This is a genomic window from Flavobacterium sp. NPDC079362 (assembly GCF_050267765.1).
GTDB lineage: Bacteria > Bacteroidota > Bacteroidia > Flavobacteriales > Flavobacteriaceae > Flavobacterium > Flavobacterium azizsancarii.
This window is the reverse complement of sequence record NZ_JBNNFM010000003.1, coordinates 150894-173200: the sequence shown is the minus strand read 5'-3', so window position 1 is coordinate 173200 and position 22307 is coordinate 150894. Positions and strand designations below refer to the sequence as shown.

The following is a 22307-nucleotide window of genomic DNA, read 5'->3' as shown; positions in this document are numbered from 1 at the left end:
ACAAAACAAAAATCAAAACGAATAACCAAAAAAAAATGCTTATGAAACGAATATTGGCAGTGTTAGGAATGGTATTGTTTTGCAGCTTAGGAGCTGTGGCGCAAAACCGATTAATAACGGGTATAGTGGCGGATGCAGAAAACAAGGGAGTTGTTGCTGCGTCTATAGAAGTTCGGGGAAAACCGTTTAATGCAATTACAGATGCGGAAGGCCGATTTAAAATGAATGTTCCGGAAGGAAAAGTTACCTTAAATGTATCGTCTATTGGTTTTGCATCAAAACAAGTAGTACTTCAGGAAAATGAAAACCGCGTTTCGGTTGTATTGTTAGAAAATACACAGGAATTAAAGGATGTTGTAGTAACTTCATTTGGAGTTAAAAAACAAAAGAAAAGTTTGGGTTATGCAGTTGGAGAACTGAAAGGCGATGAACTGACTAAGAATAAAGAAATTAACTTAGGGAATGCCCTTCAGGGAAAAATTGCCGGGGTTAACGTTTCTGCACCGGTTTCAGGACCATCAGGTTCCAGCCGTGTGGTAATTCGTGGAGCAACTTCAGCTTCAGGACTTAACCAGCCTTTGTATGTTGTAGATGGTATCCCAATCGACAACAGCCAGCAAGGAAATGCAAATATGTGGGGAGGAGCTGATAAAGGAGATGGTATGTCATCATTTAATCCGGATGATATCGCTTCTATGTCAGTATTAAAAGGTAGTGCTGCTTCTGCTCTTTACGGGTACAGAGGATCAAATGGTGTAATCTTGATTACGACCAAAAAAGGAAAAGCTGGTACAGGGCTTGGTGTAGATTTTAGTACAAATTCTACATTTAATACTCCTGCAAGCCTTTTGAACTGGCAAGATCAATACGGTACAGGAGAACCTTTAAATGGTGTAGCTACAAGATATAATAATTTACAGCAACTTAGGGATAATTACTATAATGCGTGGGGAGACAGATATGACGGAACTCCTTCTCTTTCTCTCGATGGAAAAAACAGACCTTACCAGGCATATGGAAATAATAATGTAGAGAATTTCTACAGAACAGGTTATTCGTTCAGTAATACTTTGGCAATTTCTGGTGGAAATGAAACTACTAACTTCAGATTGTCATTTGGAAATACAAAAGACGAGTCAATTTTACCGGGAACAAATTTCGGAAGAAATAACATTGCATTGAATCTGAACTCAGCTGTAAATGAGAAAATTAGTATTGAAACAAATGCACAATATATTACAGAGAAAAGTCACAACAGACCTTATTTGAATGACTCTCCAAGAAATGCCTCTTTTCCAACGACATTTTTGACTCCGGGAACAGACATCAGATGGTTAAGCAACGGATATGATGCAAATGGTGGTGAGGCAGATTATTTTGGTTCCAATACCTACCAGACAAATCCTTACTTTGCAACACAACAACCTTTGAACGATGATCTTAGAAAACGTTTTATTGGTTCTGCAAAAGTAAATTATAACATTACAGATAAAATTTACGCAAAAGGGGTAATTGGTATTGATGATATTAATTATGAATATACTGAAATCGAGCCTACAGGAATCAACTATAATCCGGGAGGATCTTATGAAAACAGAGTAGAGAGCCGTTCAGAATATAATGCTTCGGGTTATTTAGGATATAAAGGAGATATTGCAAAAAATCTTTCTTTAGATGCTTTCGTTGGAGCGAACCGTCAACACAACAGATACAGCGGTATAAAAATGAAAGGAAATAATTTTATAGTTCCGTTCAAATATTTCTACGGAAATACACAGCCTGATAAAACTGAAAAATTGTTTTCAGAAAGCGAAGTAAACTCTCTTTTCTACTCAGCTGATATAGGATACAAAGATTTCTTATATGTAAACTTAACAGGTCGTGAAGATTGGTTTTCGACTCTGGATCCATCAAACAACAGTACTTTTTATCCCTCTGTAAGTACCAGTTTTATTTATTCTGAGATAATCAAATTACCGGAATGGATGTCTTATGGTAAAATTAGAGCAGGTTGGGGTAACGTAGGAGGAGCTTTGCCTGATGCATATGCTTTGGCATTGACTTATACGGCACCAGACGGACAAACAGATTCTCAGGGACAGCCTATTTTGGGTGTTAACGGAGAAACAGTACCTAATAAATTCTTAAAACCTTATAATGTAAGTACAATAGAATTTGGTTTCGAAAATACTTTCTTCAATAACAGAGTAAGTACAGATTTAACTTTCTACCAGAAGAAAACAACGAATGATATTACTGATGCTGATATTTCTCAGGCTTCCGGTTATAAAACTACAAAAATCAACGTAGGAGAAATTATGAACAAAGGGGTTGAATTTGCGATAAATGTAAAAGCGATAAAAACACCTGTTTTTTCATGGAGCATAGGATACAATTTTGCTTACAATCATAGTGAAGTGCTTAATTTATCGGATAACATAACGACTAAAAAACTTGACGACAACAGAGATGGAAAAGCTTCTGTGGTTCTGGAAAAAGGGCAGCCTTTTGGAACAATAAAAGCATATGATTATTTGAGAGACGCACAAGGGGATATCGTATTGGATACAAATGGTAAATTCCTGAGAGGTAATTTAATTAATGTTGGACAAGGTGTAGCGCCAACAGCAATGGGACTTTCAAATGATTTCTCTTATAAAAATTTCACACTTTCAATTTTCGTAGATGCTAAATTTGGAGGAGAAATCTATTCAGCAACCAATCAATTAGGAGCACGCTACGGATTGTCTGAAGAGACACTTTCAGGTCGTGAAGGCGGAATTGTAGTAAGCGGAAAAGATATTAACGGAAATCCTGTAAACACGACTGTTTCTGCATATGATTACTGGAGAAGTTATAGTGATGTATCATCAAACTTTGTGTATGATGCTGATTTTGTGAAGTTAAGAGCAGTTTCTTTTAGCTACAATTTCCCTAAAGCATATCTTGCAAAAACGCCATTTCAATCGATTAGTTTAGCATTTTCTGCTCACAATTTATGGACAATTTATGATAAAGTGCCAAACATTGATCCGGAATCGAACTATTCTAACAGCAATGCGCAGGGTCTTGAAAGAGCTTCTATGCCTTTGACAAGAAATTATGGTGTTACGCTTAATGTCAAATTTTAATAATAAAGATTGAAAGATGAAAAATAAATTTATAAAAATATTCTGTATCACAATCGTTGGTGCAATGACATTAACTTCATGTGACAAAGGATTCGAGGAAATGAATAAGAATCCAAATGCTTTGACAGATCCGGCTGTAAAATCAATGTTTACACTTGCTGAGATTTATGTAGACGGACAGGATTATTCTAATACCAGAGGAAACAATGGTTATGCAGGTCAAATAGTGCAGCACTTTGCTTCATTAGGAGGTCCGGGGTCAAAATATACTTATGTTGCTGAATATTCAGGTTCTCTTTTTGGAGAATCATACGGTAAAGGACTGAATCAGATTTTTCAGTTAATGTCTGTTGTAAAAGACGCACCGGAAAATTCGAATATGGTTCAGGCGCTTAGAATCATGAAAGTACTAATGTTTCAAAAACTGACAGATACTTACGGTGAAGTTCCTTATTTTGAAGCAGGAAAAGGGTATAATGGAAATGTTTTTACTCCAAAATACGATACACAAGAAGCAATCTACAATGATCTTTTAAAAGAATTAGACGAAGCCGGAGACGCTTTAGATGCTGGTAAAGGATTTGTAGGTGCAGCTGATTTATATTATCAAAGTGATGTTAGCCAATGGAAAAAACTGGCCAATTCATTAATGTTGAGAGTAGCAATGCGTTTGTCTAAAGTAAACCCTGCAAAAGCACAACAATATGTAGAGAAAGCAGTAGCTAAAGGAGTTTTTACATCAAATGATGATAGTCTTGTTTTACAGCATGATGCAGGTCCGGCAGGAGTCAGAACAAATCCTATTACATCTTCATGGGTTAGAAATGATCTGAATGGTGGAGAAGCTAATATAAAATTCAGTAAAACATTTATCGATTTATTGAAAAACAATAACGATCCGCGTTTGAGAATTTATGCCAAATTAGAGGCTAGTGGAGACAATAATCCGGCAAACCAACAAGGTCTTGCAAATGATGCAAAAGAATTTCCGGGTGGAGACAAAAAATTATTCTCTGATCCTAATACCTCAACAGTATTGCGCTTAGACGCACCTACTTTGTTAATGTCTTATGCTGAGGTTCAGTTTATCCTTGCAGAAGCAGCTGTAAAAGGCTGGAATGTTGGCGGAACGGCACAGAAATATTATGAAGACGGAGTAAAAGGAGCAATGCAGGAACTGACTATTTTTGGAGACAAAGTACCGGCAGTTTCAACAGCAGAATACAACACTTATATTGCAGCTCATGCTTTTAAATCTGCAGGAACAGAGGCTGAAAAAATCGAACAAATTATAACTCAAAAATGGATTGTATTGTTGTTCAACGGTTTCGAAGCATTCTCAGAATACAGACGAACAGGATTTCCTGTTTTAGTTCCGGTAAATGATCCAATAGGAGAAACAAAAGGAACTATACCAAGAAGATTAATTTATGATCAGTCAGAGTTGATAACAAATGCAGCTAATTATAAAGAAGCAGTTTCACGCCAGGGGTTGGATGTAATGACAACCAGAATTTGGTGGGATAAATAATTAATTTGGTTAAGTTAGTTAAAATAAGTCGGATGGGATATACATCCCGTCCCGGCTTATTTTTAAGTTTCTGTTTTGATTTTCATTAAATTAGAGGAGTTTTATGCTACAATCATTCAGATGTTTTAGTCCTTTTTTTTCGCAAAAGATAAATTTGCTTTTACTGAAAAAGGTGGAATTATTTTTAGAAGAATGTAATAGAAGGATAAATATTTTTTTAAGATTTAGAAAGCCACAATCAGAAATCTATCCCTTTCCGACGTTTGGGAATCGGGACTAAAATCAAAAATTAAATCAAGCTTGGCAGCCGTAAAAAAAGAAAATGATTTCAGGATATTTTGTTAGTTACTTTTATTCCGTAATACACCCTAAAACGAGAAGGCAATAATAGAGATAATCGGTTATCCTTCTCACACTGCCAGCGACAGAATTGAAAAATACAGTAATTTATTATTCAGTAAATATGGAGTATAAAAAAAGATTTTATTGGTTTGTCGGTATTTGTCTCGCCAATTTTTCATTGGCGGCAAATGCCCAAAATACAGATTTGAAAACCGGATGGCAGTATCGCGAAACGAAAACTGAAAAATGGCACCCTGCCACAGTTCCCGGAGAAATACATACTGATTTGTTGAACAACAAATTAATACCGGATCCATTTTACAGAGATAATGAAAAAAAACTGGAATGGATCGAAAAGAAAGACTGGGAATATAAAACTACTTTTCAGGTTACTCCGGCAACATTAAAAAAGAAAAACGCCGAACTGGTCTTTGATGGTTTGGATACGTACGCAACAGTCTACCTGAACAATCAATTGGTTTTAAAAGCCGATAATATGTTCCGTCAATGGAGAGTTGATGTAAAAAAACTAATTAAATCAGGAAATAATGATTTGGTTATCGTTTTTAAATCGGCACAGAATGTAGTGGATTCACTTGCCAAGAAAGATTTTCCGTTTGTAATTCCGGATAATCCCCGTGCTTATGTGCGTAAAGCGCAATATCATTTTGGATGGGATTGGGGACCAAAATTTACCACTTGCGGCATCTGGAAAACACCACGATTAGAAGCTTATGATACAAAAGCTCCTGAGAAACCTTATGTTTTAGATCGCAAAATCGAGTTGGTACAACAACCGGATAATTTGGGTAAAACATTTTATTTTAAAATCGATGGAAAACCGGTTTACATGAAAGGGGCCAATTATATCCCGTCAGATGCATTTCTTTCAAGAGTAACCAAAAAAGAATACGAAAAAGTAATTGGAATGGCCAAAGACGCCAATATGAATATGCTTCGTGTTTGGGGTGGAGGAATTTATGAAGACGATTATTTTTATGATCTATGCGATAAAAACGGAATCTATGTCTGGCAGGATTTTATGTTTGCCGGAACAATGGTACCTGGAGATGATGCTTTTTTTGATAATGTAAAAAAAGAAGTTCAGTATCAGGTAAAACGTTTACGCCATCATAAAAGTATTGTTTTATGGTGTGGTAATAATGAAATCGATGAAGCATTTAAAAGCTGGGGCTGGCAAAAAAGCATGAACATGTCCAAGCAGGATTCAACTCGTTTATGGAAAGACTATGTTCGTTTGTTTCAGGATAGTATTCCAAAATGGGTAAAAGAAGTCGATAACAAAAGACCGTATATCAGTTCGTCACCATTATTTCACTGGTCAAAAGAAAAAAGCCTTACTGAGGGAGACAGTCACTATTGGGGAACCTGGTGGGGATTAGAAGATGTAGAAGCCGTGCAGAAAAAAACAGGTCGTTTTGTGAGCGAATACGGAATGCAGGCAATGCCAACATATTCTTCGATCGAAAAATTTACTTTACCGGAAGACCGCTATTTATATTCGGATATTTTGCAGGCACATCAAAAAGCCGGAAAAGGATTCATGAAATTAGATTCTTATCTGAACAGATATTTCATTGATTCAATCAAAATAAAGAAAATGAATGTTGAGGATTATTCATACCTCACACAATGTTTACAATATTATTCGCTTAAAAATATTATAGGAATTCACCGTTCAAAAGCACCTTATAATATGGGAACATTGGTTTGGCAACTTAATGATTGCTGGCCGGTAGCAAGCTGGAGCGTAACCGATTATTATGATCGTCAGCCCAAAGCAGCCTGGTACGCCATGAAAGAAGCGTATCGTGATGATAAAACTCCCGAAATTGATTTGACACGTCCGATAGATTTAAAACTCGAAGACCCACAAATCACATGGAAAGTACAAGGAAATAAACTGATTTTAAAAGCTTCAAAATTTGCCAAATATGTAAACGTTTCCATAAAAGGGTATACCGGAAAATGGAGCGATAATTACATGGATTTAAAAGCAGGCGAAGAAAAAACAATTACGTTCGAAGGGAAAATTGCAAAGCCGGAAGTAAAAGTTTATTCTCTGTATAATGTTTTAAAGAGGTACTAAGTTTTTTTAGGAACAAAGGAACAAAGGAACAAAGGTTCAAAGGTTCAAAGGTTCAAAGGGACAAAGGTTTCTTGTATTATGAATAAAACAAGGTTCAAAGGTTTTCCGTAGAGGCGCACAGCAGTGCGTCTCCTTGTGGCCCTTGCATATCCCAATAACTATCAGGATTGTGCTCTGCGATTAATTTTTCAGACTCAAAGATTAAAAAAAATCCGTGTAAATCAGTTTAACCCGTATCATCCGTGGCCCATTCAACAAATCAAATAAAAAAATATGTTTACAAAATATAACAAAATAGTTTTTAGCGGAATCTGTGCTTTAAACCTGTTTTTTGCCAATCCTGTCATTTCGCAGGAAAAGAAAGTAAAACAAAACAATATAGATTATACCCAATATGTAAATCCATATATAGGATCTGCAGGTCATGGTCACGTATTTGTGGGAGCCAATGTTCCTTTTGGAGCAGTGCAATTAGGACCGGTAAATGTTTTTGAAGGCTGGGATTGGTGCAGCGGATACAACTATGCCAGTAATACCATATTAGGTTTTACACACACGCACTTAAGCGGAACAGGAATCGGAGATTTAAATGATATTTTGTTATTGCCGGTATCAGGAAAAGTGCCGCTTACCAAAGGAACAAAAGAAGATATGGCAACGGGTTATGGTTCCTATTTCTCTCATAAAAATGAAGTAACGAAAGCGGGATATTACAGTGTTTTGCTTGACAAATACAAAATCAAAGCTGAATTGACAGCGAGCGAAAGAGTTGGTTTTCATAAATATACTTTTAATACTACTACAGATAATCACGTTTTATTGGATCTTGCAGACGGTATAGGCTGGGACAAACCGGTAAAAACTTTTATCAAAAAAATAAACGCAACCACCCTTGCAGGATATCGTTATTCTACAGGTTGGGCAACTGACCAACGTGTCTTTTTTACTATGGAATTCTCAGAGCCAATTTCTAAAATGGCTTTATACGACAGTATAACTGTTGTTGCGGGAAATGAAGGTGAAGCGGTAAGAATGAAAGCTGTTTTGGATTTTGCAACTTTAAAAAACAAACAAGTTTTAGTAAAAGTCGGAATTTCTCCTGTAAGTTATGAGAATGCTGCTGCCAATATCAAAGCTGAAATTCCAGGTTGGGATTTTAATGCTGTAGTAAAAGAAGCCACTTCAAAATGGAACAAAGAATTAAATAAGATTCAGATAAAAGGAGATGATAAAACGATGAAAGTTTTTTACACTGCCATGTATCATACCATGTTTGCACCTTCAATTTTTAATGATGTAAACGGAGATTACAGAGGAACAGATAAAAAAGTATACGAAAAAGCAGGATTTACCAACTATACGACTTTTTCGCTTTGGGATACCTACCGTGCTTTACATCCTTTATATACCATCACTCATCCCGATAAAATAAATGATATTGTTAAATCATTTTTAGCCATCTACCAACAGCAAGGAAGATTACCGGTTTGGCATTTGATGGGGAACGAAACCAATACCATGAATGGGAATCACTCGATCGCTGTTATTGTAGATGCTTATATGAAAGGATACAGAGATTATGATGTAGCATTGGCGTATGAAGCAATCAAAAAAACTGCCATGCAAACACGTGAAGGAATGGATTATGTTCAAAAACTAGAATACATTCCTGCTGATAAATTGTTAGAATCAGTTGGTAATGCTTTAGAATATGCAATAGATGATTATTGTATTGCACTAATGGCTAAAGATTTGAATAAGACAGACGATTATAATTATTTTACCAAAAGAGCCAATTTGTACAAACTTTATTTTGATAAAGAAACGACATTCATGAGAGGTAAATTGACAGACGGAAATTGGAGAACACCATTTAATCCGCTTTCATCCGCCCATCGTAAAGACGATTATGTAGAGGGAAATGCGTGGCAATACACTTGGTTAGTTCCTCAGGATCCTCACGGTTTGATTGAATTATTTGGAAGCGAAGATAAATTCTTAGCCAAATTAGATTCACTTTTCCTAATCACAGATAAAGTAGAAGGTGAAGAAATTTCACCGGATATTAGTGGATTAATTGGTCAATATGCACAAGGAAATGAGCCAAACCATCATATTCCTTATTTGTATGCATTCGCAGGACAGCCTTGGAAAACGGCTAAACTAATCCGTGAAATTGATGATAAATTCTACTCTACAAAACCAGACGGATTATGTGGAAATGAAGATTTAGGACAAATGTCGGCTTGGTATATTTTCTCTTCAATGGGATTCTATTCCGTTAATCCTGCAAATAGAGTTTATATTTTGGGAAGTCCAATTGTAAATACAGCTACAATTCATCATAAAGAAGGTATTTCGTTTACATTGAATGCAATAAACAATAGTAAAACCAATATCTACATTCAAAAAGCAGAATACAACGGAAAACCTTATACAAAATCATACATTACACATGATATGATTGTAAAAGGAGGCGAATTAAAATTGTATATGGGAAGCAAACCATCAACAACTTTTGGAGTGAAAAAAGAAGATAGACCGCTTTAGGGAGTTTTTAGTTTTCAGTCGCAGTTTTCAGTTTCCTAACAGGTTTTCAAAACCTGTTAGGTATAATTTAAGATTTGAGGTTTACGCCAGTTGTGTCAAAGTTTAAAATTAGTTTTCAGTTTCCTAACAGGTTTTCAAAACCTGTTAGATACAGTTTAAGTTTTCAGGTTTACGCCAGTTTTGTCAAAGTTTAAAATTAGTTTTCAGTTTCCTAACAGGTTTTCAAAACCTGTTAGGTATAATTTAAGATTTGAGGTTTACGCCAGTTTTGTCAAAGTTTAAAATTAGTTTTCAGTTTCCTAATAGGTTTTCAAAACCTGTTAGGTATAATTTAAGATTTCAGGTTTACGCCAGCTTTGTCAAAGTTTCGAACTTTGACAAAGCTTATCGAGATTCAGATTTTAGAATAAATACATAATACCTAACAGGTTTTCAAAACCTGTCAGGATAATAAATAAGAATATGAAAATAAAGAGTTTAATTTTTTTAGGGCTACTACATTGTTGCGTTTTTGCAAATGCACAAGTAAAAAAGATAGATCCTGTAGAATATGTAAATCCTTTAATGGGGACACAATCGTTGCATAGTCTTTCTAACGGAAATACGTATCCAGCAATTTGCCGACCTTGGGGAATGAATTTCTGGACACCTCAAACCGGAAAGATGGGCGACGGATGGGCGTATGTTTATACCGCAGAAAAGATTAGAGGATTCAAACAAACACACCAGCCTTCGCCCTGGATGAACGATTACGGACAGTTTTCGATCATGCCGGTTACTGGTAAACTAAGTTTTGCCGAAGACGAAAGAGGAAGTTGGTTCAGCCATAAAGCTGAGGTTTCAAAACCATATTATTACAGCGTATATCTTGCTGATTATGATGTGACGACCGAAATTACAGCTACAGAAAGAGCAGCACATTTTCAGATTACATTCCCGGAAAACGAACAATCTTCAATCGTAATTGATGCTTTTGATAAAGGTTCCTATATCAAAATTATTCCGTCAGAAAATAAAATTATTGGTTATACAACCCGTAATAGTGGTGGAGTTCCTCAGAATTTCAGAAACTATTTTGTATTGCAATTCGATAAGCCATTTGCAACCAATTATACATGGCATGATAAAGTTTTAGAAAAAGACAAACTAGAGTTAACAGACAATCATGTTGGTGCAGTTGTAGGTTTTAAAACTAAAAGAGGAGAAATAGTAAACGTAAAAGTTTCTTCTTCTTTTATTAGTGCAGAACAAGCGGAGTTGAATTTAGCCACTGAATTAGGAAAAGCTTCCTTTAATGAAACTGTAGCTGAATCTAAAAAAGAATGGAATAAAGTTTTAGGAAAATTAACTGCCGAAGGTGGCAGCGATGAACAGTTAAAAACATTTTATTCCAGCTTATATCGTACTGTTTGTTTTCCTCAGAAACAATATGAAATAGATGCCAACGGAAAAACGGTACACTATAGCCCATATAATGGGAAAGTATTGCCGGGTTATATGTTTGCAGGAACTGGTTTTTGGGATACGTTCCGCGCTTTATATCCTTTACTAAATTTAGTTTACCCTTCTATCAATAAAGAAATGCAGGAAGGATTAATCAACGATTATAAAGAAGGCGGTTTCTTGCCGGAATGGTCAAGTCCCGGATTTAGAGATGTAATGGTAGGGAACAATTCGGCATCTGTAGTTGCGGATGCTTATATAAAAGGATTGCGAGGATACGATATCAACAAATTATATGAAGCCTTGCTGCACGGAGCCAATAACGAAGGACCATTAGATGCTGTGGGGAGAAAAGGAGTAGAGTATTATAACACTTTAGGATATGTTCCTTATGATGTAAAAATCAATGAAAATGCTGCAAGAACATTAGAATATGCCTACGATGATTTTACGATCTGGAAATTGGCGAAAGCCTTAAACCGCCCGAAAAAAGAAATCAGCTTATTCGAAAAACGAATGATGAATTATAAGAATCTTTATAATCCTGAAATTGGCCTGATGAGCGGTAGAAATAAAGACGGAAGTTTTCCAAAAAACTTTAATCCGTTTAAATGGGGAGATGCTTTTACCGAAGGAAATGCGTGGCATTACAGCTGGAGTGTTTTTCATGACATCAATGGTTTGATTGATTTAATGGGAGGTCAGAAAAAATTCACGGCTAAATTAGATGCTGTTTTTACGACTCCGCCAATTTTTGATGATAGTTATTACGGCGCAGTTATTCATGAAATCCGCGAAATGCAAATCATGAACATGGGACAATATGCACACGGAAATCAGCCTATTCAACATATGATTTATTTGTATAATTATGCAGGTGAACCCTGGAAAACACAATATTGGTCAAGAGAAGTAATGAACCGTTTGTACAAACCAACTCCGGATGGATATTGCGGAGATGAGGATAACGGACAAACTTCGGCCTGGTATGTTTTTTCAGCAATGGGATTCTATCCAGTTTGTCCCGGAACAGATGAATATGTTCTTGGTGCTCCGCTATTTAAAAAAGTAACTGTACAGTTAGAAAACGGAAAACAATTGGTTATAAATGCACCAAATAATTCGGAAACTAATAAGTATGTTCAGGAATTAAAGTGGAACAATGCAACGCATACCAAAAATTATATTAATCATTTTGATATCTTAAAAGGTGGCGAATTGAATTTTGACATGAACAGTCAGCCTAATTTACAAAGAGGAACTTTATCAAGTGCCTTTCCATATTCTTACTCAACCTCAAAATAATATTATGAATTCACGTAGAAAATTTATAAAAAACACAGGGATATTTTCAGCAGGATTATTGGCACTTCAAACCGATGTTTTCGGAATGCAGTCAGATGTTTTTAATTTTGCCTTAAAAGATTTTATTACCAAAAGACCACCTTTAGCTGAGAGAAAATTTACGAGTAAAGCAATCGAAGCTGCAATCGTAAGAATCAAAAAACAAATCGCAAACCCGGAGTTGGCGTGGTTATTCGAAAACTGTTTTCCAAATACATTAGATACCACAGTCGATTTTGAAATCATCGACGGAAAACCGGATACGTATGTCATTACAGGAGATATCGATGCCATGTGGCTTCGTGATAGTACAGCACAAATATGGCCGTATATTCCGTTTGTAAAAGAAGATAAAAAACTGGCTGAATTGGTAAAAGGAGTAATCAACCGCCAGACCAAATGTATTTTGCTTGATCCTTATGCGAATGCTTTTTATAAAGATTTTAATCAGGTAAGCGAGTGGAAAAATGACATGACCAAAATGCAGCCTGGTATCCACGAACGCAAATGGGAAATCGATAGTTTGTGTTACCCAATAAGACTGGCACACGGATATTGGAAAGAAACCGGAGATATCAGTTTGTTCGACAGTAAGTGGAAAGAGGCAATGCTTTTGGTATTGCAAACTTTCAAAGAGCAACAGCGATGGACGGATAAAGGACCATACAATTTTCAGAGAGTTACAGCTTGGGCTACAGATGGTGTGCCATTAAGCGGTTACGGATATCCGGTAAAACCATGCGGATTGATCGTTTCGACTTTTAGACCAAGTGATGACAGTACTTTATTTGGATATTTAATTCCGAGTAATATGTTTGCCATTGAAGTACTTGGATATCTTCAGGAAATTTTTTCTTTGCCAGCATTAAAAGATGATAACTTAGTCGCTAAAGCAAAAGAATTGCAAGGACAGGTTCAGAAAGGACTAGAAGAAAACGGAATTATAGATCATCCGAAATTCGGAAAAATCATTGCTTTTGAGGTGAATGGTTATGGAAGTTTCCACATGATGGATGATGCCAATGTACCTTCATTATTATCATTGCCGTATTTAGGTGCAATTGAACCGGACAATCAACTATATTTGAATACGAGAAAAGTAGTGCTTTCAGAAAACAATCCGTTTTTCTATAAAGGAAAAGCTGGCGAAGGAGTTGGAGGACCACATACCGGAACAGATACGATTTGGCCAATGAGTATTGTTTTAAGAGCGATTACCAGTGTAGACGAAAAAGAAATAAAAGCATGTATTAGCACCCTGATCAAAACAAATGCCGATACAGGATTTATGCACGAGTCATTCCATAAAGACGATGTAACAAAGTTTACAAGAAAATGGTTCGCTTGGGCAAATACATTATTTGGAGAAATGATCATGCACACCAGCATTCATTATCCGCAGATTTTAAAAGACAAAAACATCTAAAAATAAATTTACCATTAAGAGATTAATTATCCTAACAGGTTTTAAAACCTGTTAGGTATTAATTCAGCCCTAAAAGCCAGATTCAATTAATCTCTTAATGATTCAAAAATTCCAAAATACAAAAGAATGAATAAAGAATATGCCGTTGGATTAGACATTGGTGGCACACATATTACCGCAGCGGTTATTGATATAACAGACATGAAAGTGATTGATTTTTCGCTGCACAAAGAGTCGTTCGATTCTAATTTGCCCGTGCAAGAAGTGATGACTATTTGGGAAAAAGCCATACAAACTGCTATCGAAAATTCTAAAGTAGAAAACACAACAGGATTAGCCGTTTGTATGCCTGGACCGTTTGATTATACTAATGGAGTTTGCTGGATAAAAGGACAATCTAAATACGAACATTTTTATGGATTGAATGTTCGCGATTTGTTTCAGGAAAAATTAAATCTTTCAAATGATTTTCCGATTTTTTTCGAAAATGATGCAGTTTGTTTTGGTAAAGGAGAAGTTTTTAAAAACGCTGATAATCTTTCTAAAAAAGTCATGGCAATCACATTAGGCACAGGACTTGGAGCTTGCTTTATAGACAAAGGAGAATCGATTAGTACAGGGATTTCAGTACCAAAAGACGCAGAAATATACGACCTTCCGTACAAAGAAGGAATTGCCGAAGATTATGTTTCAGCACGCGGACTTATCGCTGGTTATTTCACTTTAAGCGGAAAAAAAATAAATAATGGATTAGAGCTTTTTAATCTTGCTAAAACGGGAGATGAAATGGCGATAAAAGTCTTTGAAGCAATGGGAGAAGATTTGGCTGCAATTGTGCTTCCGTGGTTAGAAAATTTCTCTGCTGATAGTTTTATTATTGGTGGAAAAATAGCAAATGCCAGTGAGTTTTTCTTACCGGTTTTCAACAAAAAAATAAAAGAAGCAGGTAGCAATGTAACAGTTGCTATTTCTACAGATAATGAAATCGCAGCTTTATTAGGTGCTACAAGTTTGCTTTATAAATCGTAGATTTTTATAAATTTACATTGAAGATATATTTTTGCCACAGATAAAAAGATTTTTACAGATTATTTTTTATAATTGTTTTAATCTACGGTTAGTAAATAACATTTTTAATGGAAAAAACGAATATGACAAGTAAAAAGAAAAATTGGCTCAAAATCATTGTTGAAAATTTACCTGATTTTATTTTAATGTGGAAATAGTATCATACTGAGATAGGTTGATAAATTTTGTTACAGATTAAAAATCATTTAGAATCCTTTAATCTGTGGCAAACAAAATATTAGATATGACAAATTCAAATCGCAGAAATTTTATAAAAACAGCAGCAATCGCTTCAGTCGCTGTTGCATTGCAATCTTTTAATTCAGATCATGAAGAAGAAAAGGTATTCGTTGCAAAGAAAGGAAATAAACCCATTGTACTTTCGACATGGCGATTTGGGATTCCCGCAAACGAAGCTGCCTGGGAAGTTTTAAAAAAGAACGGAAGCGCACTTGATGCTGTCGAAGCAGGAGTTAAAATTCCGGAAGGTGATCCCAAAGAAAGAAGTGTAGGTTATGGCGGACGTCCGGACAGAGATGGTCGTGTAACGTTAGATGCCTGTATCATGGACGAAAATGCTAATATAGGTTCAGTTGCTTGTCTGGAATACATAAAACATCCCATAGCGGTTGCCAGAGCCGTAATGGAAAAAACGCCTCATGTAATGTTGGTAGGAGACGGAGCTTTGCAGTTTGCATTGGAACAAGGTTTTAAAAAAGAAAATCTGCTAACAGAAGAATCAGAAAAAGAATGGAAAGAATGGTTGAAAGACAGTAAATACAAACCCATTGCCAATATCGAAAATCACGATACAATTGGTATGATTGCTCTTGATGCCAACGCAAATCTTTCGGGCGCGTGTACTACAAGCGGAATGTCTTTTAAGATGCACGGTCGCGTAGGAGATTCTCCAATTATAGGAGCAGGTTTATATGTCGATAATGAGATTGGAGCCGCAACAGCCACAGGACATGGCGAAGAAGTGATTCGTATTTCAGGTTGTCATCTCGTTGTAGAATTGATGCGACAAGGCAAATCGCCTCAAAAGGCCTGTGAAGAAGCCGTTGCCAGAATTATAAAACTGACCCAAAACAGAAAGAAAGATTTAAAAGATATTCAGGTAGGTTTTATTGCCCTGAACAAAGCAGGAGAGTATGGTTCTTATTGTATTCAGAGCGGTTTTAATTATGCTGTTTATGATGACACAGGAAATAAACTAATTGATGCAGATTCTTTTTTGAAGTAAGATAATAATTCGCAAGAATATCATTTGGTTGCTCAAGCCGATTTTCTTTTAGGTATATATTTGGCGAATACAATAACGGTCAGAACTACAATACCAGTTGCAGTTGCGTACAAGGAAGCCGGACTATAAAAGTAAATGGCAGCTGCAAGTAGTGGCATAATCACATTATTTGCCGATTGTAAGCTTTGGTTCACACCTTGTAATTTACCTTGTTGGCTTTCGTCAATTGATTGTGATAATCTGGCATTGTATGTGGGATCAAATAAGCCTTCGCCTGTAATGACAAAGATTACAGCCAGTGCAATTAGGATTACTGAAGGTATAAATATACTTAGCAGAATTAGACCTAAACCAATCCCAAAACCAACTAAACCGGCAATTCCAATAGTTCTTTCGTTAAAACGTTTCAATAACCAAGGTAATAATACTGCGCGGGAAAAAATTTCGCAGATACCAACCAGCGTCAATAACGTCCCAATAAAAGCAGGTCCCCATTTATAAATATCTTTCAGGAAAATGGTAAAATTAAATTGGAAAATACCCAGTGCAGCATAAAAAAGTATTCCCAAAATAAGAAGTAATTTGACTTCTTTTAATTTGAAGATATCTTTAAAATGCGAAAAGACATTGAAACTGTTTAAGGTTAAATGGGTTGTCCTTTTTTCAGGGGCCAGAGATTCAGGCAGCAAAAAATAGGTAGCCACACCAGAAACAAATATCAATGCGGCAGTAACAAAGAAAGGCAATGCAAGAGAAATGCTCCCCAATAATCCTCCTAAAGCCGGACCACCCAATTTTCCTATTCCCATAGCAGAGCCTATGTAACCAAACCATTTGGTTCGCTCCTTTGGTTCAGTAGTATCAGCTATATAAGCAAATAAGATACTTATATTTCCCGCTGTAAGTCCGTCAATAATGCGTCCGAGGAAGAGGATCCATAAAGCACCGCCAATTCCAAATAAAATGTAGCCAATTACAGACCCCAGTAAACTAATTACCAGAATGTTTTTTCGTCCGTATCTGTCGCTTAAAGCTCCAAAAATGGGTGCAGCAAAAAAAGTGCAGGCTGCAAACACGGATAATAGAATACTCATGCCCAGAACAATCTGTTGAGACGGAAGATATTTGCCCACTATAAAAGGCAAAAGAGGAAGTACAATAGACATTCCGATAGAATTTAGCAGGACGATCAATATGATGATCCAAAAGATATATTTTTTTGATTTCATTTTCAATTATTGTTTTAAGGTTTTATTATTGGCAGGTAACTAGTTGTTTTAAACCGACCGTTTGGTTTGTTTGTGTTTAAAAAAGATTAGAGTTCATTCAGGACAAACTTTCATTTTACTTCGTTAAAAAATTATGAGATTTGTTATTTATAGAATATCGTAAGGGAAGATGTGTTGCTTAAAAAATCAAATTTTTATTTGGTTATAAAAACTATTCCAAAAGCTACTAAGTTGTTTTTTAACCGTTTTTCTATTGTTATTTTCTTCAAGCATTAACAAACGTAGGCTGGTTGCATCGACTGAAAACAGAAAAATTTTTGCGATATCTTCATCGCTCATTTCAGACTTAATTTCCTTGCTTTTTTTTGCATTGGCTATTACTGTCGACCATATTTTTGTTTCGATTCTGTCGTTTTCTGCAAACTTTGCTTTTGTTTCCGGAAAGAGTCTTGTTGCTTCAAAAACCAAACTAAAATTGTTCACATTGCTATCCTCTTTTCGTGCATTTTCTTTTTTATCTGCGTGGTTCAGATAATCGTTGTAAAAAGCCTTTAAGGAACTCTGATCAAATTGCTCATATCCATCTAACATTTGTGTCAGGTAATACGTTTCAACAATCTCTCGAAATAGCTGTTCTTTACTCGAAAAATAATGATAGAAAGCACCTTTTGATAAAGCTGTTGCTTCTACAATCTCTTTCATAGTAACTTCTTTAAATGTCTTTTGTAAAAACAAATTAAAGGCCGTCTCGAGAATATATTGTTTTGTGTCTTTCATGTTAAACATGACCGTTTGGTCTGCAAATGTATGAAGAATATTTAAATCTGCAAAAAAAATATTTAAGCTGAGGTTCGTTTTATGAAGACAACACAAAATATCGATTTGGTTTACTTTGAGAAGATAGTAATGGTTTTTATTTTTCAGATCGTTTAGTGAAGTTCTTTATTAGAACGAAAACGTAGAATAGAAACACAATTATATAGACGACTGCTAGTGCCGGTTTCTCAAAAGTTAGATTTTTAAAGTCGAATTGCTTGTACAATGTTACCCCTAAAATGATTGCTAGAATACTAAAGGTAAATACAGGTGCTTTTTTATTTTCCATAGTTTTTATAAGTATATCAATTATTATGTATTACAATTGCAGAAAAAACGAAGTTGTTATTTTCTAACTTCTCTGTATCAGCGATAAAGCTTTTTTTTAACGAATATATAAAATTATTATATATTATTTTATGCGTTTTTTTTTAATGTTGACGAGAAAAATTTAGGTAATAGATTAAAAAAATTATCACAAAAATCTGTAAGTTTTGGGATGAATGTAATCGGGAGGTTTTAATACAGTACTTAGGCAAAGAATATAGAATCGATTTAAATGACTTTTTATATATTTGGACTATTAGGATTTTTATTACGGTAAAGTAGCTGTATGAAAAATCAAACCCCTTCAGCAAAGGGAATATGTTTAAAGAATAAGAAATAAGGAAATGAAACAAAATATTTACGACGATATAGACTTTTTTGAAAATTACGCCAAAATGCCCCGTTCGGTCGACGGATTGAATTCAGCAGGAGAATGGCATGTTTTAAAAAAAATGCTACCAGATCTTCAGGAAAAAAATGTTCTGGATCTGGGTTGTGGTTACGGTTGGCATTGTATTTATGCAAAGGAACAGGGAGCCGAAAATGTAATTGGAATTGACTTGTCAAAAAAGATGATTGATAAGGCAAAAGAAATCTCAAAACATTTATCGATTGAATACCATCAGATGCCAGTTGAAGATATTGAGTTTGAAAATGAGCAGTTTGATATCGTATTTAGTTCACTTACTTTTCATTACATAGAAGATTTGAATATTGTTTTTCGCAAAATTAATCAATGCTTAAAAAAAGGAGGAAGTTTTGTTTTCTCAATAGAACATCCTGTTTTTACTTCAAGACCGGAACAAGACTGGTTTAAGGACGAAAAAGGCAAAAGGCTGCATTGGCCAATAGATAATTATCAGGACGAGGGAATAAGAGAAACGAATTTCTTAGGCCATCAGGTAATCAAGTATCACCGAACGATGGCAAGTATCATAAATACTTTAATCAACGCTAATTTTAGTATTCGGGAATTGTCAGAACCAAAACCATCAGATGAGATTATTGAAAAATATCCGGAAATGAAAGACGAGTTAAGAAGACCAATTTTTATGATGGTTACTGCTGTAAAAAAGGATTGATTTTAATAAAATGCTCTATATATTAAAAAGATAGATATACTATGAATAACACCATTATCAGGCGCGCCACAAATACCGATTTGCCACAATTAGCCGAATTTTTGCAAAGTCTTGTTGATGCTGAACGTCCATTTGATTCGACACTAAAAGAAGGACAAATATTTTACTATGATATACAGGATCTGATATTAGATAAAGCAACAGAAGTTCTGGTTGCGGATAATGATAATCAGATTATTGGTTGCGGATACGCTCAAATACGCTCTGCGAAAGCATACGAAAAACATGAATTATTTGGTTATCTGGGTTTTATGTTTGTAAGCCCGGAATTTAGAGGAAAAGGAATTAGTAATCTCTTGCTTAACGATCTCAAAAAATGGGTTTTATCGCAAGGAATCACTGAGGTCAGACTCGAAGTATATCACGATAATGAAGCCGCAGTTAAGGCATATGAAAAGGCAGGTTTCAAAAAACTCATTACGACTATGCGTTGTGATATTGGTTAATTATTTAGCCGAAATCAAACAACCAAAAAGCCGTTTCATTATGAAGTGGCTTTTTGGTTTTAAAATAATTTCATCAAATTTATTTTGATTCTTCAGGTAAAAGCTCCATCGGAGCGATATATAGATTTTTAGTTGATGGATAAATATATCACCCCGCTGGGGTTCTGTTGGGTCGCTCTATAATTTTCTATAAATATATCGTCCTCTGGGACTCAAAATATTCAAAATGGTAATATACTAGAAGAGGTATTATTCCATTTTTTATTAGAAATATGTTTTTTAAATTCTTAAGATCAAAGCTCCATGGGAGCGATTTATTTGTAGCAAATTTAGTTTTGATCTTACAATGAAAGCTCCATCGGAGCGATATATTTATAGCATGTTAGGAATGCATGCAATCAGAGCTCCATCGGAGCGACATATAGATTTTTAGTTGACGGTTATATATATCACCCCGCTGGGGTTCTGTTGGGTCGCTCTATAATTTTCTATAAATATATCGTCCCTCTGGGACTCAAAATATTCAAAATGGTAATATACTAGAAGAGGTATTATTCCATTTTTTATTAGAAATATGTTTTTTAAATTCTTAAGATCAAAGCTCCATCGGAGCGATTTATTTGTAGCATGATAGGAATGCGTACAATCAGAGCTCCATCGGAGCGATATATAGATTTTTAGTTGATGGATAAATATTTCACCCCCGCTGGGTTCGGTTGTGGCGCTCTAATCACACGCGCAGCTCTAGAAGATCGACGACATTATTTTATGGAGTTTCTTGTGTGATTTGCTTCGCCTGTTCGCTGTTGCTCGGGTTGTGGCAAAACAAAAATCTTACTGTTCTATACTTTAAAGATCATTTTCTTTTTATAAAATACCCATAATATACAAGACCAAAATATCGCATAGGATATTGCATAAGCTACAGATGCATTCAATGGATTTTCAAAACACGTTGCAATTCCGTATTTGTAAATCAAGGTTTGAACATTGATTTGTTCTGTTGCTATTTCCGGGCTTTGAACCTTAATATAACTCATAACCCTTGGTATTATTCCCGAAAAGAAAAATACAATCATAGGATTTACGCCCCAGATCAAAAACAGTTTCGTCCATTTTTTATAGTTGGCGATGTCTATTATGTAATACAGTATTGTTAAACATATTGTTGCAATTCCGGCCGTGTACAAGACATAAGAACTTGTCCAGAGCGATTTGTTTATAGGGAATATGATGTTCCAGAGTAAACCCGTAATCACTAAGGCAATTCCTGTAATGGCTAATTTCTTTACGATTTCGATCTTATTAATGTGCAAGTTTAGTATTTGCCCAATAAACATTCCCAGAATTCCGGTTCCTATAGCCGGCAAAGTGCTTAGAATTCCTTCGGGATCCCAGGTTTTAGAAACGCCCCATAAATGTCCGTTTAAAAGTACATTGTCTAACCAGGCAGCGAGATTAGTTCCTTTTTCAAAATTAGCAGGACCAAATCCCGGAACAGGAACAAAAGCCATCAGAACCCAGTAGAGTACTAAAATAGAAGCTACAACGATAAGCTGCGTTTTCAGGTTTGTTTTAAGATATAAAAGAGACGCAAAGAAATACACGATTCCTATTCGTTGCAAAACTCCCGGTATTCTTACATCTTCATAGGCTTCGATTTTACTGTAGGCCAGAAATAAGAGTATTGCGAAGATTGCGAAAACGAGATAGGTTTTAATTTTTAGAGTAAAGTTTCCTAAAAGAGCATAGGCTACCGCAAAAGTGATTATTAATCTAACGATCAATAAAGGGATTCCTTCCAAACCAAATAATTCGAATCGGCCAAAAAAAGCTAAAAAGAATCCCAGGCAGAAAATTCGTAAAGAACGCACAACAATTTTATTAAAAACGCCAGAGTCAAAATGTTTTGTTGGCATCGCAAAAGGGATTGCAGTTCCCATTATAAAAACAAAAAAAGGAAAAACTAAATCGGTAGGCGTACAGCCATGCCATTCTGCGTGTTCTAAAGGCGGATAAATAGAGGCCCAGCTTCCCGGATTGTTGACAATGGTCATCAATAAAATGGTGAATCCCCTAAATACATCCAGCGAGATTAAACGTTCTTTTGTCATTGGTTTGTTTTTTGGTTTTGTTAATTATTTAAAAAGAGAAAA

The 22307-nt window shown here is 35.4% G+C and carries 13 protein-coding genes; 10 read left to right on the top strand and 3 right to left on the bottom strand.

The annotated features are described in order from the left end of the window. Window positions 1-41: 41 nt before the first annotated feature. The 8 genes from ACQKCJ_RS04625 (at window position 42) to ACQKCJ_RS04590 (ending at window position 16191) form a co-directional block, all read left to right on the top strand. Window positions 42-3131: a SusC/RagA family TonB-linked outer membrane protein gene (locus tag ACQKCJ_RS04625; RefSeq protein ID WP_427401492.1), complete on the top strand. Its 3090-nt coding sequence runs from the start codon at window positions 42-44 to the stop codon at window positions 3129-3131. A 16-nt stretch (window positions 3132-3147) separates the two neighbouring features. Further along, on the top strand, window positions 3148-4662 hold the full coding sequence (locus tag ACQKCJ_RS04620) for a SusD/RagB family nutrient-binding outer membrane lipoprotein (RefSeq protein WP_271334994.1): 1515 nt from the start codon (window positions 3148-3150) through the stop codon (window positions 4660-4662). A 463-nt stretch (window positions 4663-5125) separates the two neighbouring features. Further along, on the top strand, window positions 5126-7114 hold the full coding sequence (locus ACQKCJ_RS04615) for a beta-mannosidase (RefSeq protein WP_427401491.1): 1989 nt from the start codon (window positions 5126-5128) through the stop codon (window positions 7112-7114). Window positions 7115-7387: 273 nt separating this feature from the next. Next, entirely contained in the window at window positions 7388-9664 is a 2277-nt protein-coding gene (locus ACQKCJ_RS04610; protein ID WP_271334992.1) for a GH92 family glycosyl hydrolase, read from the top strand. A 462-nt stretch (window positions 9665-10126) separates the two neighbouring features. Next, window positions 10127-12412, top strand: coding sequence for a GH92 family glycosyl hydrolase (locus ACQKCJ_RS04605; protein ID WP_427401490.1), 2286 nt, complete (start codon window positions 10127-10129; stop codon window positions 12410-12412). A gap of 4 nt (window positions 12413-12416) precedes the next feature. Next, window positions 12417-13877, top strand: coding sequence for a glycoside hydrolase family 125 protein (locus tag ACQKCJ_RS04600; protein ID WP_427401489.1), 1461 nt, complete (start codon window positions 12417-12419; stop codon window positions 13875-13877). 126 nt (window positions 13878-14003) lie between these two features. Further along, on the top strand, window positions 14004-14906 hold the full coding sequence (locus ACQKCJ_RS04595) for an ROK family protein (RefSeq protein WP_427401488.1): 903 nt from the start codon (window positions 14004-14006) through the stop codon (window positions 14904-14906). Window positions 14907-15189: 283 nt separating this feature from the next. After that, window positions 15190-16191 carry an isoaspartyl peptidase/L-asparaginase family protein gene (locus tag ACQKCJ_RS04590; protein WP_427401487.1) on the top strand — a complete coding sequence of 334 codons (1002 nt, stop codon included), beginning with the start codon at window positions 15190-15192 and terminating at the stop codon, window positions 16189-16191. Between the two features lie 32 nt (window positions 16192-16223). Here ACQKCJ_RS04590 and ACQKCJ_RS04585 read toward each other — a convergent pair whose 3' ends face one another. Then, window positions 16224-17420: an MFS transporter gene (locus ACQKCJ_RS04585; RefSeq protein WP_271334987.1), complete on the bottom strand. Its 1197-nt coding sequence runs from the start codon at window positions 17418-17420 to the stop codon at window positions 16224-16226. 186 nt (window positions 17421-17606) lie between these two features. Beyond that, on the bottom strand, window positions 17607-18197 hold the full coding sequence (locus tag ACQKCJ_RS04580) for a TetR/AcrR family transcriptional regulator (RefSeq protein WP_271334986.1): 591 nt from the start codon (window positions 18195-18197) through the stop codon (window positions 17607-17609). Between the two features lie 710 nt (window positions 18198-18907). Between ACQKCJ_RS04580 and ACQKCJ_RS04575 the strand changes: the two genes are divergently transcribed. Further along, window positions 18908-19645, top strand: coding sequence for a class I SAM-dependent methyltransferase (locus ACQKCJ_RS04575; RefSeq protein ID WP_427401486.1), 738 nt, complete (start codon window positions 18908-18910; stop codon window positions 19643-19645). 41 nt (window positions 19646-19686) lie between these two features. Beyond that, window positions 19687-20151, top strand: a complete 465-nt coding sequence (locus tag ACQKCJ_RS04570; RefSeq protein WP_271334984.1) for a GNAT family N-acetyltransferase — start codon at window positions 19687-19689, stop codon at window positions 20149-20151. Between the two features lie 842 nt (window positions 20152-20993). Here the strand turns inward: ACQKCJ_RS04570 and ACQKCJ_RS04565 are convergent. Continuing rightward, on the bottom strand, window positions 20994-22265 hold the full coding sequence (locus ACQKCJ_RS04565; RefSeq protein ID WP_271334983.1) for an acyltransferase family protein: 1272 nt from the start codon (window positions 22263-22265) through the stop codon (window positions 20994-20996). Window positions 22266-22307 lie beyond the last annotated feature (42 nt).

Coding starts and splice junctions, on each gene's coding strand:
- ACQKCJ_RS04605 (WP_427401490.1), top strand. CDS start 10,127: ATGAAAATAAAGAGTTTAATTTTTTTAGGGCTACTACATTGTTGCGTT.
- ACQKCJ_RS04575 (WP_427401486.1), top strand. CDS start 18,908: ATGAAACAAAATATTTACGACGATATAGACTTTTTTGAAAATTACGCC.
- ACQKCJ_RS04615 (WP_427401491.1), top strand. CDS start 5,126: ATGGAGTATAAAAAAAGATTTTATTGGTTTGTCGGTATTTGTCTCGCC.
- ACQKCJ_RS04580 (WP_271334986.1), bottom strand. CDS start 18,197: ATGAAAGACACAAAACAATATATTCTCGAGACGGCCTTTAATTTGTTT.
- ACQKCJ_RS04625 (WP_427401492.1), top strand. CDS start 42: ATGAAACGAATATTGGCAGTGTTAGGAATGGTATTGTTTTGCAGCTTA.
- ACQKCJ_RS04620 (WP_271334994.1), top strand. CDS start 3,148: ATGAAAAATAAATTTATAAAAATATTCTGTATCACAATCGTTGGTGCA.
- ACQKCJ_RS04590 (WP_427401487.1), top strand. CDS start 15,190: ATGACAAATTCAAATCGCAGAAATTTTATAAAAACAGCAGCAATCGCT.
- ACQKCJ_RS04585 (WP_271334987.1), bottom strand. CDS start 17,420: ATGAAATCAAAAAAATATATCTTTTGGATCATCATATTGATCGTCCTG.
- ACQKCJ_RS04610 (WP_271334992.1), top strand. CDS start 7,388: ATGTTTACAAAATATAACAAAATAGTTTTTAGCGGAATCTGTGCTTTA.
- ACQKCJ_RS04600 (WP_427401489.1), top strand. CDS start 12,417: ATGAATTCACGTAGAAAATTTATAAAAAACACAGGGATATTTTCAGCA.
- ACQKCJ_RS04595 (WP_427401488.1), top strand. CDS start 14,004: ATGAATAAAGAATATGCCGTTGGATTAGACATTGGTGGCACACATATT.
- ACQKCJ_RS04565 (WP_271334983.1), bottom strand. CDS start 22,265: ATGACAAAAGAACGTTTAATCTCGCTGGATGTATTTAGGGGATTCACC.
- ACQKCJ_RS04570 (WP_271334984.1), top strand. CDS start 19,687: ATGAATAACACCATTATCAGGCGCGCCACAAATACCGATTTGCCACAA.